Source organism: Mucilaginibacter aquaedulcis (assembly GCF_030409325.1).
GTDB classification, from domain to species: Bacteria; Bacteroidota; Bacteroidia; order Sphingobacteriales; family Sphingobacteriaceae; genus Mucilaginibacter; species Mucilaginibacter aquaedulcis.
The window spans coordinates 641,643-657,263 of sequence record NZ_JAUFPR010000004.1 but is presented as its reverse complement, the minus strand read 5'-3'; the positions used below and the strand labels follow the sequence as shown (position 1 = coordinate 657,263).

General features: G+C 41.7%; 14 protein-coding genes. 1 reads left to right on the top strand and 13 read right to left on the bottom strand.

Features of this window, described 5'->3' with window-relative positions:
- Window positions 1–50 precede the first annotated feature (50 nt).
- The 8 genes from gcvT to QWZ01_RS21135 all read right to left on the bottom strand — a co-directional run bounded on the left by gcvT (window position 51) and on the right by QWZ01_RS21135 (window position 9,015).
- A complete protein-coding gene (gene gcvT, locus QWZ01_RS21170; RefSeq protein WP_290326865.1) occupies window positions 51–1,133 on the bottom strand; it encodes a glycine cleavage system aminomethyltransferase GcvT in 1,083 nt (360 codons plus the stop codon).
- A gap of 131 nt (window positions 1,134–1,264) precedes the next feature.
- On the bottom strand, window positions 1,265–2,464 hold the full coding sequence (locus tag QWZ01_RS21165; RefSeq protein ID WP_290326863.1) for a glycosyltransferase family 4 protein: 1,200 nt from the start codon (window positions 2,462–2,464) through the stop codon (window positions 1,265–1,267).
- 56 nt (window positions 2,465–2,520) lie between these two features.
- Window positions 2,521–3,117 (bottom strand): ribonuclease HII, encoded by a 597-nt coding sequence (rnhB, locus tag QWZ01_RS21160; RefSeq protein WP_290326861.1) that lies wholly within the window; start codon window positions 3,115–3,117, stop codon window positions 2,521–2,523.
- A gap of 327 nt (window positions 3,118–3,444) precedes the next feature.
- Window positions 3,445–4,683, bottom strand: coding sequence for a PP2C family protein-serine/threonine phosphatase (locus tag QWZ01_RS21155; RefSeq protein ID WP_290326859.1), 1,239 nt, complete (start codon window positions 4,681–4,683; stop codon window positions 3,445–3,447).
- A 38-nt stretch (window positions 4,684–4,721) separates the two neighbouring features.
- A complete protein-coding gene (locus QWZ01_RS21150; protein ID WP_290326857.1) occupies window positions 4,722–5,918 on the bottom strand; it encodes an ABC transporter permease in 1,197 nt (398 codons plus the stop codon).
- An 81-nt stretch (window positions 5,919–5,999) separates the two neighbouring features.
- Window positions 6,000–7,130, bottom strand: a complete 1,131-nt coding sequence (locus QWZ01_RS21145) for a glycosyltransferase family 2 protein (RefSeq protein ID WP_290326855.1) — start codon at window positions 7,128–7,130, stop codon at window positions 6,000–6,002.
- A complete protein-coding gene (locus tag QWZ01_RS21140; RefSeq protein ID WP_290326852.1) occupies window positions 7,114–8,088 on the bottom strand; it encodes a lysylphosphatidylglycerol synthase transmembrane domain-containing protein in 975 nt (324 codons plus the stop codon). Before QWZ01_RS21140 ends, QWZ01_RS21145 begins: the two co-directional genes overlap by 17 nt.
- 81 nt (window positions 8,089–8,169) lie before the next feature.
- On the bottom strand, window positions 8,170–9,015 hold the full coding sequence (locus QWZ01_RS21135) for a dienelactone hydrolase family protein (protein WP_290326850.1): 846 nt from the start codon (window positions 9,013–9,015) through the stop codon (window positions 8,170–8,172).
- A gap of 269 nt (window positions 9,016–9,284) precedes the next feature.
- Here QWZ01_RS21135 and QWZ01_RS21130 point away from each other — a divergent pair, with 269 nt between their 5' ends.
- Complete coding sequence (locus QWZ01_RS21130) at window positions 9,285–10,616, top strand: MutS-related protein (RefSeq protein ID WP_290326848.1); 1,332 nt, start codon at window positions 9,285–9,287, stop codon at window positions 10,614–10,616.
- A 219-nt stretch (window positions 10,617–10,835) separates the two neighbouring features.
- On the opposite strand, the gene rbp is transcribed toward QWZ01_RS21130, so the two are convergent.
- The 5 genes from rbp to QWZ01_RS21105 all read right to left on the bottom strand — a co-directional run bounded on the left by rbp (window position 10,836) and on the right by QWZ01_RS21105 (window position 15,505).
- Window positions 10,836–11,216 (bottom strand): RNA-binding regulator, encoded by a 381-nt coding sequence (gene rbp / locus QWZ01_RS21125; RefSeq protein WP_290326846.1) that lies wholly within the window; start codon window positions 11,214–11,216, stop codon window positions 10,836–10,838.
- A gap of 215 nt (window positions 11,217–11,431) precedes the next feature.
- Window positions 11,432–11,884 carry a 3-oxoacyl-ACP synthase gene (locus tag QWZ01_RS21120; protein ID WP_290326844.1) on the bottom strand — a complete coding sequence of 151 codons (453 nt, stop codon included), beginning with the start codon at window positions 11,882–11,884 and terminating at the stop codon, window positions 11,432–11,434.
- A 425-nt stretch (window positions 11,885–12,309) separates the two neighbouring features.
- A complete protein-coding gene (locus tag QWZ01_RS21115; RefSeq protein WP_290326842.1) occupies window positions 12,310–12,948 on the bottom strand; it encodes a gluconate 2-dehydrogenase subunit 3 family protein in 639 nt (212 codons plus the stop codon).
- 24 nt (window positions 12,949–12,972) lie between these two features.
- Window positions 12,973–14,706: a GMC family oxidoreductase gene (locus QWZ01_RS21110; protein WP_290326840.1), complete on the bottom strand. Its 1,734-nt coding sequence runs from the start codon at window positions 14,704–14,706 to the stop codon at window positions 12,973–12,975.
- 127 nt (window positions 14,707–14,833) lie between these two features.
- Window positions 14,834–15,505: a 3-keto-disaccharide hydrolase gene (locus QWZ01_RS21105; protein ID WP_290326838.1), complete on the bottom strand. Its 672-nt coding sequence runs from the start codon at window positions 15,503–15,505 to the stop codon at window positions 14,834–14,836.
- Window positions 15,506–15,621 lie beyond the last annotated feature (116 nt).

The following is a 15,621-nucleotide window of genomic DNA, read 5'->3' as shown; positions in this document are numbered from 1 at the left end:
TTGAAGGGCAAACTATTATTTATAGTTTGCCCTTCAGGAGAATAGGGGATCTACGCTTTGTAAAAAGGGGGTTTTACAACCTTAGCTTTTACCTTACTGTCCCTAATGCTGATGAATATTTCTGATCCCTCTTTGGCAAACGCGGTATCCACATAACCAAGGCCGATTGCTTTTTGCAGCGAGTATGATTGTGTTCCGGAAGTTACCTTGCCAATGTTGTTGCCATCGGCATCAACAATAGGGTAATCATGACGGGGAATACCGCGCTCTATCATTTCAAAACCAACCAGTTTGCGGCTTACACCAGCTTGTTTCTGCTGCTGTAAAGCTTCAGAGTTGGTAAACTCTTTATTAAACTTGGTTACCCAGCCTAATCCAGCTTCTAAAGGGGAGGTGGTATCGTCAATGTCGTTACCATACAAGCAAAAACCCATTTCCAATCGTAAAGTATCGCGGGCGCCTAAACCAATTGGCTTAATGCCGAAAGGTTCGCCGGCTTTGAAGATGGCATCCCAAATCTGCTCTGCATATTGGTTTTCAAAGTAGATTTCAAAACCACCCGCACCGGTATATCCTGTAGCCGAGATCAGTACATTATCCACACCTGCAAAAGTACCTTTGTTAAAAGTGTAATACTCCATTGATACCAAATCAACATCTGTAAGGCTTTGAAGGGCTTCGGCAGCCTTGGGGCCCTGAATAGCCAGCAGTGAAGTACGGTCAGATATGTTTTTCATATCAACACCCATGGTGTTGTATTTAGAGATCCAGTCCCAATCCTTATCAATGTTTGAGGCATTAACAACCAGCATATAGGTTTTCTCGTCAATGCGGTAAACCAGCAAGTCGTCAACAATACCGCCATCTTCATTGGGCAGGCAGGAGTATTGCACTTTGCCATCATATAGCTTGGAAGCATCGTTACTGGTAACTTTTTGAATAAGATCGATAGCGCTATCGCCTTTTAAAATAAACTCGCCCATGTGGCTAACATCAAACACGCCAACCGCTTTACGTACGGTTTCATGTTCAGCGTTTATACCCGCGTATTGTACAGGCATGTTGTAACCGGCGAAGGGTACCATTTTGGCGCCGGTTTTAATATGGATATCGGTTAAAGCCGTGTTTTTCATCAGAGTAATTGTTTTATACCTGAGATGTGGCCATCAACTGTTGATCGCCCTTGTTTTGAGCGGTAACAAATGAGGTTTCATCATCAAATTTATTGGCGCAAAAGTAATTATTCTGACCGGAAATTTGAAGGTTATACGAGTTTGGTATAAAACTCTGCCAGGCCGCGGGTAACCACATTTACATCATGTTGCTGCTCAACCAGTTTACGGGCATTTATGCCAATGGTACGGCAATGTTCCTCATCGGTGATGCAGCGTTCAATGGCATTATAAAACTCATCCTGATCGTTTGCGATAATGATATTGGTTCCATTTTCAAAGTTGATGCCCTCGGCACCCAATGATGTGGAGATAATACATTTTTGCATGGCCATACCTTCCACAATTTTTACCCGCATACCACCGCCCGATAGGAGGGGCACTATCATGATAGATTTGCTGTTCACAAACTCAAAGGCATCATCAACCTCGCCCTGGATAAATATCTTACCCATCACCTCGTAATCATCAAACCTTTCGGGGATGTTATGGCCGGCTACGTAAAATTTCACCCGCAGGTCGCCATCGGTAAGGTCTTTATGAAAATTGTCAATAAACCATTCAATGCCCTCGCGGTTGGGCAGCCAATCCAGCGAACCGAGAAAAAACAGGCTCGGAAATTCGGTACGACTAAAGTCGGGATTATATTGGGTAAGATCTATCCCCACCGGGAATATCTCCACCGGGATAGTAGTTCCGTATGATAAAATGGTGCTTTTATCTTCGGCCGTAAAAACGGCTATGGCATCAACCTTGTTTAGTTGCTGCAGCTCATAATCCTTTACCCGCCGGGCCAGTGTGCGCAGGTACCATTTTTTAAACAGGTCGCTTTTTTGCTGCGCCAATCTTTCCCATACCTGGTGTTCAATATTATGCGAGCGGTAAATTACCCTGGCCCTGGAGTGTTTGCGGATAGCTGATAAATAAGGTGTTACGAATAATCCCTCAAACTGAATAACGTCATAGTCTGTTTGCCGCAGTTCGCGTATCAACAGTTTTTCAAATTCCGGATCATAATAGCGGTCAACATCGTTTGATTTTTTTCCGATCAGGTTTCTTAAACCATCAAGCAAGGAAACGCTAATATCGATATTGTACGATGTATAGTTTATTTTGCTTAGTAATTCGTCGGTTATTTCCTGCGGATTACCATTGTATTTTTTGATATTGAGAGCTACCAGCGATACCTCATGCCCAAGCGTAACCAGACCCTTTATGGTGTTGCATACCACAATAGCATAGCCCCCGTTTTGCGGAAACGGAACTCGATGGGTTAAAATAAGGATCTTCAAATGGTTACTTGGTTTGCTGTAAAAATACCAACCTGCAAGTGCTAATCAAAGTATCTTTAAAAAATACTTAACTGAGGGTCGGTCACCCTGAAAGTTTTACGGTGATAGGGTGTATAGCCTATTTTCATTACCGTTTCACGGTGTTTGATGGTTGGATAGCCCTTGTTACTGTGCCAGTCATACTCCGGATGCTCAGCAGCTATCTGGAGCATATAATCGTCGCGATAGGTTTTAGCCAGTATGGATGCCGCGGCAATACTGAAATATTTACCATCACCCTTGATGATACACTCGTGCGGTATGTTAGGGTACTTTTTAAAGCGGTTGCCATCAATAATTAAAAACTGCGGAACCATGCTTAGTTTTTCAATGGCCCGGTGCATGGCCAAAAACGAAGCATTTAAGATATTGATCTCATCTATCTCAAAATTATCAACAGATGCAACAGCATAAGCAATGGCCTTTTGTTCTATCTCCACACGCAGCTGATACCTGATATCTTCGGAAATCTGTTTAGAATCGTTAAGCAAATGGTGGTCAAAATCATACGGAAGTATCACAGCGGCCGCAAATACCGGCCCGGCAAGGCAGCCGCGCCCGGCCTCGTCACATCCTGCTTCAATAAACTCGTGCTGGTACCTCGCTGCTAACATGAGGGCAAATATAAAAAATGTTGGCTGTTGTTGGTATTAGGTAACGAGTATCAGGTATCAAGATTTTTAAGCGTAAGCTGATCCTGTCTTGCCAGCAACATTGCCGAATAGAACCGTCATCCTGAACTTGTTTCAGGATCCCATATGCTGAGTTAAACGTCATACGCCCAATCTGTCCTGTGGGATGCCGAAATAAATTCGGCATGACGATATTAATAGGCTTTGCATTTCTATTTAACATAATCCCACTCACCACTCACCACTCACCACTCACCACTCACCACTCACCACTCACCACTCACCACTCACCACTCACCACTCACCACTCTAAAATATCCTTAAAGTAAGCAAGGTAATATCATCAATTGGTTTGCTTTTGAAGGCGTGGTTCAGGTGGTTTAAAAGTGAATCGTTCAAATCATCTGGCGATAGATGTCCTTTGTCTTTCACAAAATTGATCAGCTTATCCTCATTCCATACCCTGGAACTGGTTGATTCAAAATCCATTAAGCCATCGGTATAATTAAAGATAAGGCTGCCGGGCTCCATATCAATCTCTCCTTCATTTAAAAACGGCAGATCCTCAAAAACACCGATCATGGTGGTTCCTAATTTAAGAGGTGAAACTTCGCCTTTGGCATATAAAACCGGTGGATTGTGCCCGGCGTTAACATAATTTAGCTTACGTGTTTTTTCATCATAACGGGCCAGGAACAGGGTTATAAATCGTTCGCCTTTAGTATTGCTCAGTACTATTTTATTAAGACGTTCAACGATATTGGTGAGGTTGTTCTCTACCGCAGCCCAGGCATGCAAACTGGCCTGAAAGTTGGCCATCAGTAGTGCAGCCGATATTCCCTTGCCCGATACATCTGCAATACACCACAAAAATTCGCTTTCATTAAGCCTGATAAAGTCAAAATAATCGCCGCCGATGTTTTGATGCGGCAGGTATTTGGCACCTATCTCCACGCTGTGGTCTTTATGCATCCGCAGCGGTATCAGCATGTTCTGTACCTCAACGGCCAGTTCCATTTCGCGCTGAAAACGTTCTGATTGCAGGCGCTCTCGAAAAAGTTTCTTGTTCTCCAACGCCACAATGATCACATTCATCAGTGTTTGTATGAAGTTCAGATCGTTGTTAAGCATCTCACCAGAGGTATTGAAATCGCCGATGAGGGCATACGCCAGGGCCTTGCTTTTATGGTATATAGGTATAAAGTAATTGAATTTTTTAAGTAGTGGATCGGGGTGATCGGCTATGGAAATGGGTGATTTAATTTTACTTAATTTGCTGCAGGCCTTATTTAATAATACCGCCGACTCCATTTCGCCGCCGTACCTGGAGATACAAACAAATTTATTTTCCTTTTCAATCAAAAACCGGAGCTTACCCACCTGCAGGTAACTTTGTAATATTACCTCAAGCATTTGTATCAATATAGGGGTAGCCGTATTCTTATTAATGGCGCGGGTAATCTCCAGAAGGGAGTTAAGTTCTGACTGTCTTTTGAGTAACAGCCTGATTAATTCGTCCTCGCCAGAACTATCGTCTATATATTGCATTTGTTATTAGTGGGTCTGACTAAAATAAAAAAATATTTTTAAATGCGGGCACTTTGTGATTTAATATCGAAGGCATCGCGCAGACCAACGGTAACCAGGTTAAAAGCATACACCAGCAACATAATGGCCACGCCCGGAATTATAGCAAGATACGCCGAATTCATAACAATATAACCATAATGTTCTTTAATCATTCCGCCCCAGGTTGGCATTGGTGGCTGCGCCCCAAAACCCAGAAAGCTAAGCCCCGCTTCCAGCAAAATAGCCGACGCGAAATTGGAAGATGCCAATACCAGTATTGGTCCGGTAATATTAGGTAAAATATGCCTGGTAATGATGCGGGTATTATTAAAACCTAAAGCCCCGGCAGCTTCAATATATTCAACCCGCTTCAGGCCCATTACCTGCCCGCGTACCATTCGTGCCACCTCAACCCACATAGATAAACCTACGGCTATAAATATTTGCCATAAACCCTTACCTAATGCAAATGATATGGCAATAACCAGCAATAATGCCGGTAAGCTCCACAATATATTCATGAGCCAGCTGAGGCAATTATCTATCCAGCCATCAAAATAACCGGCAATAGCACCTATAGTTATCCCCAAAAGCATACTGATGATAACCGACATAAGGCCAACCGCCAGTGATATACGGGTGCCCAGCAGTAAGCGGCTCAACATATCGCGCCCATAAATATCTGTACCCAGCCAAAAGGTTCTGTTGGTGATCTGTTCGGTAATGATTTTGTCTGTAAATCGTTTATATAATGCCTCGTTTTTAATAAAAACACCCGGTTTTAGAGAAATGGTATCGTGGTTATATAAAGGCTTAGTTCCCCGCACCACTTCAAAAATATTATAGGCCTTTATTTCGGGCTTGTCCTCATCGCCAATGTATTCGCTTACATAAATAGAGTCCTGTGCAAAGTGGTAGCCGGTTATAGGAACGTCACGGTAAAAACCTGGCTGGCCAAAAAGCATGCGTGTAAAAAAGCCTACGGTATCAACAGGTTCACTTTTCCTAATGCGCAACATCATAAATGAGCTGCCCGGCTTTTTGATACTTAACTGTATAGTCATGTTATTGGCGTGCGGGGATTGGTCGGGCATTATTAAATAGCCCAATATAGCCGCCAATAGGGTGAGCGTAATAAAAACAAGACCGGCGATAGCAATTTTATTGCGTTTAAACGCCTGCCAGGTGCGTTTTGAAGGAGTAAGATCTGTCAATAGTAATTTTTGCGTCGAGGCTAAATATCGCTCAAATACACACAATTAGCAAGCGTGCAGGCTAATATTTGCAATCGATGGCTATTTTACTACCCTGCCTTTCCATAAATACTTATGATTATTGCCCATAAGGCCAATGATCACAAAATATACAATGTGCAGCGGTATCAGCAAAACAAGCAAACTCACCAGGTAGCTCCGTTTAAAGAACGAAGTTATAGGCAGCAGATAAACCACCTCAAACAGGTATTTTAATAATATCTGTACCAGGAAAAGTTTAAAAAAGTAAAAATTGTAGAAACCCAGACCCGCGTTTAACAGCAATGAGATATTGAACAGCCAGATGCATATACCAAAGGCCACCACTTTTTTGTCCTTGTACTTGGTTGATTTGGATGCCCAGCGGCGCCTTTGCTGCATAAACTCGCGAAGGGTATGTTTGGCGTGTGTATAAACAACGGCCTCTGTTTGTTTCAGGAAACCTATTTTACCGGGATAACGTTCGGCAACTTTTTGAAGCAGTAATTCATCATCGCCCGATGCCAGTTCATCAATACCTTTAAAGCCGCCCACCTCGTAAAATACATCCTTACGGTAAGCAAAATTTGCTCCGTTGCAGGTTGATGCCCTGCCGTTGCCGATAAATGCCGCGCCTATACCAATCAGGTAGCCAAACTCCAGAGTTTGCATCAGCTCAAATAAGGATCGCTCTTCAAAATAAGTTACCGGCGATGATATCATCACCAGGTTTTGGGTTTCATAATAACCTACTATGGATGACAGCCAATTGGGTCCCATGCGGCAGTCGGCATCAGTAGCCACCATCAACTCTCCGGTTGATAGCTTGATAGCCTCAGAAATAGCCTTCTTTTTGTAAGAATTAAGCGGTTCTGCCTCGTTAAGCTTTAATAACGTTACCCCGCGATTGGCATAGCTGCTGATGATAGCAGCTGTATTATCTGTTGAATGATCGTCAACAATAATTATTTCTAACAGGTGTTTGGGATAATTTTGGGCCAGCACATCTTCAATGGTCAGGCTTATTCTTTCTTCCTCGTTTCGGGCCGCTATCAATACGGTAACTTTGGTTTGAAAGGGGACAGCACGGGGTGTGGTAACTTTTATTTTACCCCATCCACGAATCAAATAAATTACCAACAGCAGGTAAATGCCGGTTAAAAAAAGCGAAACAAAACTATGCAGTGCGATCAAAGAATTTGAGTTTAAAAACGAATAAAGATCCTAAAATAGCCGGAATAATTAAATTTATGAGCCATATTGACGATACACCGGCAATAACGGCTATTTTTTGATCGGTTACAAATGCGAATAAATGTGATGCCGTAAAGCTGCGGACACCTACATCAAGCAGATCAAGCGAGGGCACTGCCGAGGTAACAAAGAAGTACACAAACAGCATCATCACCATCGGGAAAAACGCGAACTGGGGGATAAGCAGATGAAACACAAAGCAGTACTGAATGGTAAATGTAACGTAACGAGCCATACTGTAACCCAACACATTCAGGAGCTCGCGCTTTTTATAGCGCCCCATGATCTCAAAAAACTTATGATATTTTTTCAGAAAACCTATCCTGTCAAGCAGGTTTACTATCCATTTTATATTAAAGAAAAAAATCAGCAATATGCCCATGGTTAAAACCGATACCAGTATAATAAGACAAAACAGCCACGTACTTACCGGTATATAATTATAAAAGAGCCATACAATAGCTATGAGGCCCAATAAGTTGGTCATGATGATTTGCCCGAAAGCCCCAACAGCCATGGCAAAAACCCCATGAATGCGCTTGCGATTAGGCAAAAACATTACCCGCCCGCCATATTCACCAACACGGTTAGGGGTAGAAATAGCCCAGGTAAGTCCGCAAAAAACGGCTTCTACAGCTTCCCACAAGGTAATGTTAACGAGGGTTTTGGTAAGATAACGCCACTTAAAGGCTTCGAGCAGCCAGTTTACCACCATCAGTAAAACCACAATACCCATGGTTACTAATACGTGTGTGCTGTTTATTTGAGCAGTAAGTGCTTCAAACTGTTTCAGATCATTGTTCTTTTTGTAAAACTGGTGGTATATATACCAGCCCGCCATGACCAATACAGCGGCTTTCAATGAAACAGAGATTATTTTTTTAGTAGAAGTGGTCAAAAAGAAAAATTTATGCAATGTTACAAAAAAACCGGGCAAGCGTTAACTTGCCCGGTATAACATAACATTAATATGATTTGTTTATTTTAAACGTGCCTTCAAAAAAGTGATGGTATTGGCATAAGCATCCTTAGTGGCATTGCTGTCATATATAGGATTGCTTGGATTTGCAAAGCCATGATCGGCATCATATTGGTGCAGGTAAACCTTTTTACCGGCCTTTTTCATATCGTCATCAAATTTGGCAACTACCTTAGGGTTTATCCACTGATCCTTATTAGCAAAATTTCCCAGCACATCGGCATTCAATGTTTTCAGCTTGTTAACATCCTGCTCAGGCATACCATAATACACTACGCACGCAGCCGCTTGTTTGCCTGCCAGTAAGCTGGCCTGCAGGCTCCAGCCTCCACCAAAGCACCAGCCCAGGGTGGCTATATGCGCGTTTTTACCTGCATAGGCTATAGCTCCGTTAATGATTGCCTTTGCGCGGTTGTCATTTACAGCCTGCATAAATTTACCGGCATCTTCACGGGTGGTAGCTACCTTGCCATCATAAAGGTCAACATCTATAATGTTTACGTTACCGAGGTCGTTATATATTTTTTCCGATTCGCGCTTTACAAAATCATTCAAACCCCACCATTCGTGGATAACCAGGATGTAGTTATTGGTTGCCTTTTTCGCTTTCAGGAAATAAGCAGCCGATTCTTTACCATCTGCCGTTTTATAGTTGATGGTTGTACCAATAGCACTCTGGAAATGAACAGGCAACGGCGTTTTATGCTCCATTTGAAATTTAGGATTGGAGGCCAACATGGCAAATTGTCTGGTAGCTGAGGGCTTGCTGCAGCACACCACTCTTTTTTGCCCAAAGGCAAAAACTCCCGCACAGATAAATAGGGTAAACAAGATAAGTTTTTTCATTGGGATTGATTTTTATTGTTGAATTATAGGTACGCTATCATTACGATGATACTACGATTTGCGTTGCTGATAGGGCAAAATAAACATATCAAGTTAGGCATTTTTGGTAAAAGCATCGATGATTATTTTTAACTTATTAAATAATACCGCATGGAAACTACAATAGTATTTTATGCGTTGATGTATAAACCAACACTTGTCAGCAGCGGCTAATCTTAGTATTAATTAATATCAGAAGTTTAGTTTTAAGCACCTCTTACAATCATGTTATGAATTTTGATATAGACAGGCAAACGCTAAATGATTTGGCCATATTTCATAACAACAATTCCCGCCAGTCAATATATAGTCTTTTTAGCAACACAAGCACTATTGGCGGTAGTGAAGTATTGCAAGAAATGTTTAATAAGCCCCTCACTAATCCTACTCACATAAAGGAAAGGCTTGAAGTATTTTCATACATTGAGGCACATCATATTAAACTCAGCTTAAATAGAAATGATTATGATTTCGTAGAGTTTTATCTTAATAAACGTTATCATGCTAAGCCATTTTCCGGTATAACCCGCTTTTTAGAGAAAATCATCAATACATTTTACAATAGTAATGATCATTATGTAATTAAAACCGGTGTGGAAAGTACATTATCAATACTTGATAGCCTGATAAACTTTGCTGAGGCATTACGGGGGAATGTGCCAAAAAAGATACAGGATTTTCGATCAACAATTTTAAACACCTTTTATCCTGATGAGATTAAATGGCTAAAACAACTGATAAGGAAACCTCGTAGAAGCGCCTTGGATGTAGCCAAAGCAGACCATCTTTTCAGACAGCTTGCTTATGAGCGAATGAAGGCTTTATTAAACGTTGCCTATCAGTTAGATGTTTATCAATCGGTTAGTCAAAGCGGTAAAGCCCTTGGTTTCACACTTCCGGTAATTGATGAAAGTATTGAAAGGGAATTAAATATCAAGGGTTTATTCCACCCATTTATTGTCAATGCTAAAAGTAATGACGTAAAATTTAGCACAGGTAAAAATGTATGTTTTGTTACCGGTACTAATATGGCGGGAAAATCATCTTTGCTTAAATCAATTGGCATTGCAATTTATTTATCTCAAATAGGCTTTCCGGTGCCAGCTAAAAGTATGGCGACTTCTACATTTAAAGGTTTGATTACAACGATAAATCTGGCCGACGATGTAGAACAGGGACATAGCCATTTTTATAAAGAAGTACTACGTGTTAAACATGTAGCTGAAAAATTAAATCAGTCAAAAGATCTTTTCGTGATTTTTGATGAATTGTTCAGGGGAACAAATGTCAAGGATGCGTATGATGCCTCTCTCGCCATAATCGATGCATTTGCCAAAGTAAGAAACTGTTTTTTTGTAGTTTCTACTCACATTGTTGAGGTTGCTCACGAATTATCATCTATTGAAAACATCAATTTCAGATATATGGAAACTATTTTTGAAGAAACCAATCCTATAAATAGTTATAAACTTAAGAAGGGTATTACAGAGGAACGATTAGGGATGTGGATCGTGAAAAATGAAGGAATCTTGGAAATTATAAATGGTGCTTTAAAATCTTAGTGTTTTGCAGAGATTCTCTCATGAAGTACTTGGTTGTACCCTAACCCAATATTTTGAATTGCATTACGGTATTAAATAGTACTTTTTTGATAAAGCAAGCTCAAGCAGGTAAAGTACCCGCAAAATGCAAATGACCTGTAAACCGATAAAAGGGGATTTATTATCTTAAAAGAAAACACCGGGGGAAACATCCTCCGGTGTTTTCTTTTAATTTATAATTTACCAGCGACCACCACCGCCGCCGCCTCTGTTATCTTTTGAGTAGCCACCGCCACCACCACGGTTGCCGCCGCCATAGCCGCCACCGCCGCCACGGTTGCCGCCATAACCACCACCGCCGCTTCTGCGATCGCTTGGTTTTTTCTCTTCTGCCTGGCTTACTGCAATTGACCTGCCTTTAACTTCAGAGCCGTTTAAGCCGGTAATAGCAGTTTGAGCAGCCTCATCATCAGGCATTTCAACAAATCCGAAACCTTTGCTTCTTCCAGATTCTCTGTCAATAATTAATTTTACGGTGCTTACTTCACCATACGCTTCAAAAAGCTCTTTTAAATCGGCTTCCTCTAATGAAAAAGGAAGGCTTCCTACAAATATGTTCATCAATCTTTAATTTATAATGAGCAAGATCATTTTGCTTGCCATCTTTTGTTAACATCAAATATAGTAATAGATATTTGATGATTACTGCAAGAATTTGTGAATGAACATTTTTATTTTTTTTTACCAGTTAAAATAACGGTTAATTAAAACAAAATATTGGCCTATGATGCTATTTTGGCTGGTCTAAAAATCAGAGAATATTATGCCAGACATCATTAAATTACTGATTGAATAAGGTATTGCTTGCCGTTAAGCATAAAACTTTCGCCCGCAGTTTTACCCGCCAGCAATAAACCCACAGGCGAAGCCGGTGAAACAGCGAAATAGGTTTTGCCATCAACCGATAAGCTACCCGCGCTTATAGCCAGGTAAAAATTACCGTTACTGGTGATAATTACACTTCCTGTTTCGGCTTTGGCAGCGGAACTGCTTGTACTGATCCGGTTCAGGGCAACCAATAATTTATTAGCTTCATTTAACTGGGCCAAATTGCGGTTGGTTTCCTGCTGCATCATGGCGCGGCCCGTTTCGTACTTATCGCCGGCGCTGCTTTTGGTATCTTCGTTTGATGCTTTTTGTGCCTCCTGGATACCCAGCTCAGCGGCGTCCATACTTTTGCGCACGTAGCTTATACACAGGTCATATAATTTTTTCTTCAGATCGCTCATTTACAGGTATCAGATTATATCAAACAGAAGATCAAAGCCATCCAAAACGAGGAGGCTCATCAATTAAAAAGCAACAAAGTAAAACAAATTATTAAGATTGAGAGCAAGCAAATATGGCTTAAAATAAAAGCCCCCTTGCACTCGCTGCTTGGGGGCTTTAAACCTAAACCTTATCACTATTTGCAGGTGTGAACCTACAAAGTAGATAAACGTATCAAATTGCCGAATTGGTATATTGGGGTATGGGTAATTGACAAAAAAATGATAATCGCATATCACAAAAACAAACAAGTATCTGATAATCAATTATTTAATATTTACTTAAAAGAAAATTTTTTATTTAAATTATTTTCAACCAGTATATAAAAAACACAAAAGGCCTGCAGATAAATCTGCAGGCCTTTTAAAATTATTAAAATTGGTGCCTATGAAAAACTTACGTTTTCCATACCGTATTGTTTCAACACATCGGCTGGTACACCTACCCATTTGTTTGGAGCGTTACCGGCATAGCCAACATCTTTAACACCCATTTCGCTGGTGAAAAAGCCCGATGCGGTTAAATCGCGCATGCGGTTAAAAAAGGCAACACCCTGAGCCATATCCGGGGTAGCTTTTTTAGGATAAGCTATCAGGTCAACCATTTGTATTTGCTCAGCTTTTGAGCAATCGGTAAATGTTTTACCAAAGCGATTTAAGCATTGCAGATCAAGCCAGCGCAGGCCACCCCTCATTGGGGTTTGGTGCTCTGGAATATCCTTTACAATAAACTCAATAAAATCGGGCACTTTAGCATCAGATGCACTGCCAGATTTTTCGTCTTTAGGGATAATAATATCACCCAAAACGGTTATTGTGGCCATTTCTGCAGCGGTAAAAAACTTATCTGCATTTAGCTTTTTATCACGCTCAACTTCAAAAGGCTGGCGGCCGGGAGGCACTTCGCCTGATGCCGGTACTGCTTCTTCTGCTGTTTTTTTAGTTTCGGTTTTACAGGCTTCCAGTAATAATCCTGCCGAAAGTGTGCCTAAGCCTAAGGCTTTAAGGGAGTCACGTCTGTTCATAATAAATTGTTATGGATGGGCTTGTTAAACGTTTAATTTTTTTCTTTCCTGTAATATGTATTCCGCGGTACGCATAGACATGGCCAATATAGTCCAGGTAGCGTTTTTATCACCTTGCTGTACAAACGGCGCGGCATCAACCACGAATAAGTTTTTACAATCATGAGCCTGGCACCATTTATTCAGGGCCGATTTTTTAGGATCGTTACCCATGCGGATAGTACCTACTTCGTGAATGATCTTACCTGGAGCCTCTAAACCGTAGTTGGTTTCTGGGCCTGCCGGCGGACCGTAAATTGCGCCCATATTGTGCATAATTTCCTGGAAGGTTTCCTGCATGTGCTTAGCCTGCTTAATTTCGTCAGGAGCCCATTTGTAGTGGAAACGCAATACCGGAATACCATATTTATCAACTACGTTAGGGTCTATTTCGCAATAGTTATCCCAACGGGCAATAGCAGTACCACGACCAGCCATACCTATCTGGGTACCATAAAAACGACGGTAATCGTCTTTTAATGATGCGCCGTAACCTCCGGCCTCTTTTGTTTTGCCATTACGATCAGGTACCATACCATTCATATTCTGAATGCCGTGGCCAAAACCGTATGATGGCATATGTAAACCGCCGCCGTACTCGATGTGGTAACCGCGAGGGAAATCAAGTTTTTTGTTATCCAACCACCATGGTGAGTAGATGTGCACACTGCCCGCACCGTCTTCGTTATAACGTTTACGATCCATCAGTTGCGGTAAAAAGCCACCCGCGCTTGATCCGGTTGAATCATGCAGATAACGGCCAACTACACCGCTGCTGTTAGCCAAACCTCCCGGATGCTCTGCCGAACGTGAGTTAAGCAGGATACGGGCCGATTCGCCGGCGCTTGCACCAAGTATAACCGTTTTGGCATTTACCTGGTATTCCTGCATATCCTCTTTATTAACGTATGATACACCGGTAGCTAAACCTTCTTTATTGGTGATTACCTCGCGTACCATAGCATTGGTAATTACCTTTAAATTGCCTGTTTTAAGGGCCGGTATTACCAAACATGATGATGCCGAGAAATCGCCGTAAATTTTACAGCTACGGCCGCACTGACCGCAAAAGAAACATGCGCCACGGTCTTTATTACCCGGAAGCGCTTCGGTTAATACCGCTCCACGACCAGGGATAATCTTAACACCTGCTTTTTTAGCGCCCTGAACTATAAATAATTCATTCAGCCTTGGCTTAGGAGGAGGGAGGAAGATACCATCAGGTTCGTTTTCCAATCCTTCTTTGGTACCGTACACACCTATAAGCTTGTCAACCTTATCGTAATATGGTTTAACATCATCATAGGTTATTGGCCAGCTGTCGGTAAGGCCATCTTTAGGTTGAAAATCAATTGGACCCATACGTAAAGAGATACGGCCCCAGTGATTGGTACGGCCGCCCAGCATACGTGAACGGAACCATGAAAATTCGGTATTATCTTTGGTAGTGTAGGGCTCGCCGTCAATTTCCCAGCCGCCAAAGGCAGCATCAAAATCACCGAAAGGGCGGGTAGTACCTGCACCGCGGCGAGGCGACTCCCATGGCCATTTTAACTGCTGCGAATCTTTAGCAGGGTCAAAATACGCGCCTGCCTCCAGCATTAATACTTTTACACCGGCGTTGGCTAAAACATAGCCTGCCATACCGCCACCGGCACCAGAACCAACAATTACCACATCGTAAGTAGTTGTTGATTTTTTGATTTGTAGATCGCTCATATAATGTCAAGTGTATCTTCTGTTTTTAGCAGAAGAAAATGCATGCTAACACATGCATCTGCGTTAAGTTGGTTTGTGGGCATAAATATATTAAACGCCGGGCGTTAAACACATTTATGTTGTTAATTTATAATTGTTTTATATAAATGTTACGAAAGGCAACCTCGTGGTTATGATCCTGCAGGGCAATGTGTCCTTTTGGATATTTGGCAAAATCTGCCCAGTCTTTAAACTTGCTGTTGGCCACCAATTGTTTCCACTCCTCACCGCCAATCTGGATCTCAACTATTTTGGTACCGTTTAACCAAAAGGTAAGGTGACCATCTTTTTTGCGCAGCACAACAGCGTTCCACTCGCCGGCAGGCTTAGCTACATCTGCCGATGGAGCTTTCAAATCATATAATGAACCGGCAAGGTGAGTGGCTTTTTTATTATCAGATGCTTTTTGATTATCAAGCACCTGCATTTCAACACCGGTTAAATAGGTATCGCTAAACTTAGGATCTTCGTGCACACCAAAAATAATTCCGCTGTTGCCGGTTTCAGAGATTTTCCAATCCAGTTTCAGTTCATAATTTTCGTACTCGTCATTGGTAACCAGATCGCCCTGACCTTCGGCATTAGGATCAAGCTGCAGGGTGCCATCAACGGCTTTCCATGCGGTAACGTTGGTTTTTAAGTAGGTGTGCCAGCCTGTAGTGGTTTTACCATCAAATAATGGCTTGTATCCCTTGGTTTGTGCAAGCGCACCAAAGTGCAGCACAGGAATAGCCATAAGGCCTAAAAAGATCTTCTTCATTTAAAGTTTTAGAATTAATTAAGATATATCATTAGCTCGGGCTAATATATTGGCTTTTTTTCAATGCTAAAACGATTCTTTTAAAAATAAATTGCCGTAGCTATGCCCGACAATGT

What these genes read in the sequence shown, in the direction of transcription:
- gcvT (WP_290326865.1), bottom strand. Translation starts at nt 1,133, where the DNA reads ATGAAAAACACGGCTTTAACCGATATCCATATTAAAACCGGCGCCAAA.
- QWZ01_RS21135 (WP_290326850.1), bottom strand. Translation starts at nt 9,015, where the DNA reads ATGAAAAAACTTATCTTGTTTACCCTATTTATCTGTGCGGGAGTTTTT.
- QWZ01_RS21105 (WP_290326838.1), bottom strand. Translation starts at nt 15,505, where the DNA reads ATGAAGAAGATCTTTTTAGGCCTTATGGCTATTCCTGTGCTGCACTTT.
- QWZ01_RS21155 (WP_290326859.1), bottom strand. Translation starts at nt 4,683, where the DNA reads ATGCAATATATAGACGATAGTTCTGGCGAGGACGAATTAATCAGGCTG.
- QWZ01_RS21110 (WP_290326840.1), bottom strand. Translation starts at nt 14,706, where the DNA reads ATGAGCGATCTACAAATCAAAAAATCAACAACTACTTACGATGTGGTA.
- QWZ01_RS21130 (WP_290326848.1), top strand. Translation starts at nt 9,285, where the DNA reads ATGAATTTTGATATAGACAGGCAAACGCTAAATGATTTGGCCATATTT.
- QWZ01_RS21115 (WP_290326842.1), bottom strand. Translation starts at nt 12,948, where the DNA reads ATGAACAGACGTGACTCCCTTAAAGCCTTAGGCTTAGGCACACTTTCG.
- QWZ01_RS21120 (WP_290326844.1), bottom strand. Translation starts at nt 11,884, where the DNA reads ATGAGCGATCTGAAGAAAAAATTATATGACCTGTGTATAAGCTACGTG.
- rnhB (WP_290326861.1), bottom strand. Translation starts at nt 3,117, where the DNA reads ATGTTAGCAGCGAGGTACCAGCACGAGTTTATTGAAGCAGGATGTGAC.
- rbp (WP_290326846.1), bottom strand. Translation starts at nt 11,216, where the DNA reads ATGAACATATTTGTAGGAAGCCTTCCTTTTTCATTAGAGGAAGCCGAT.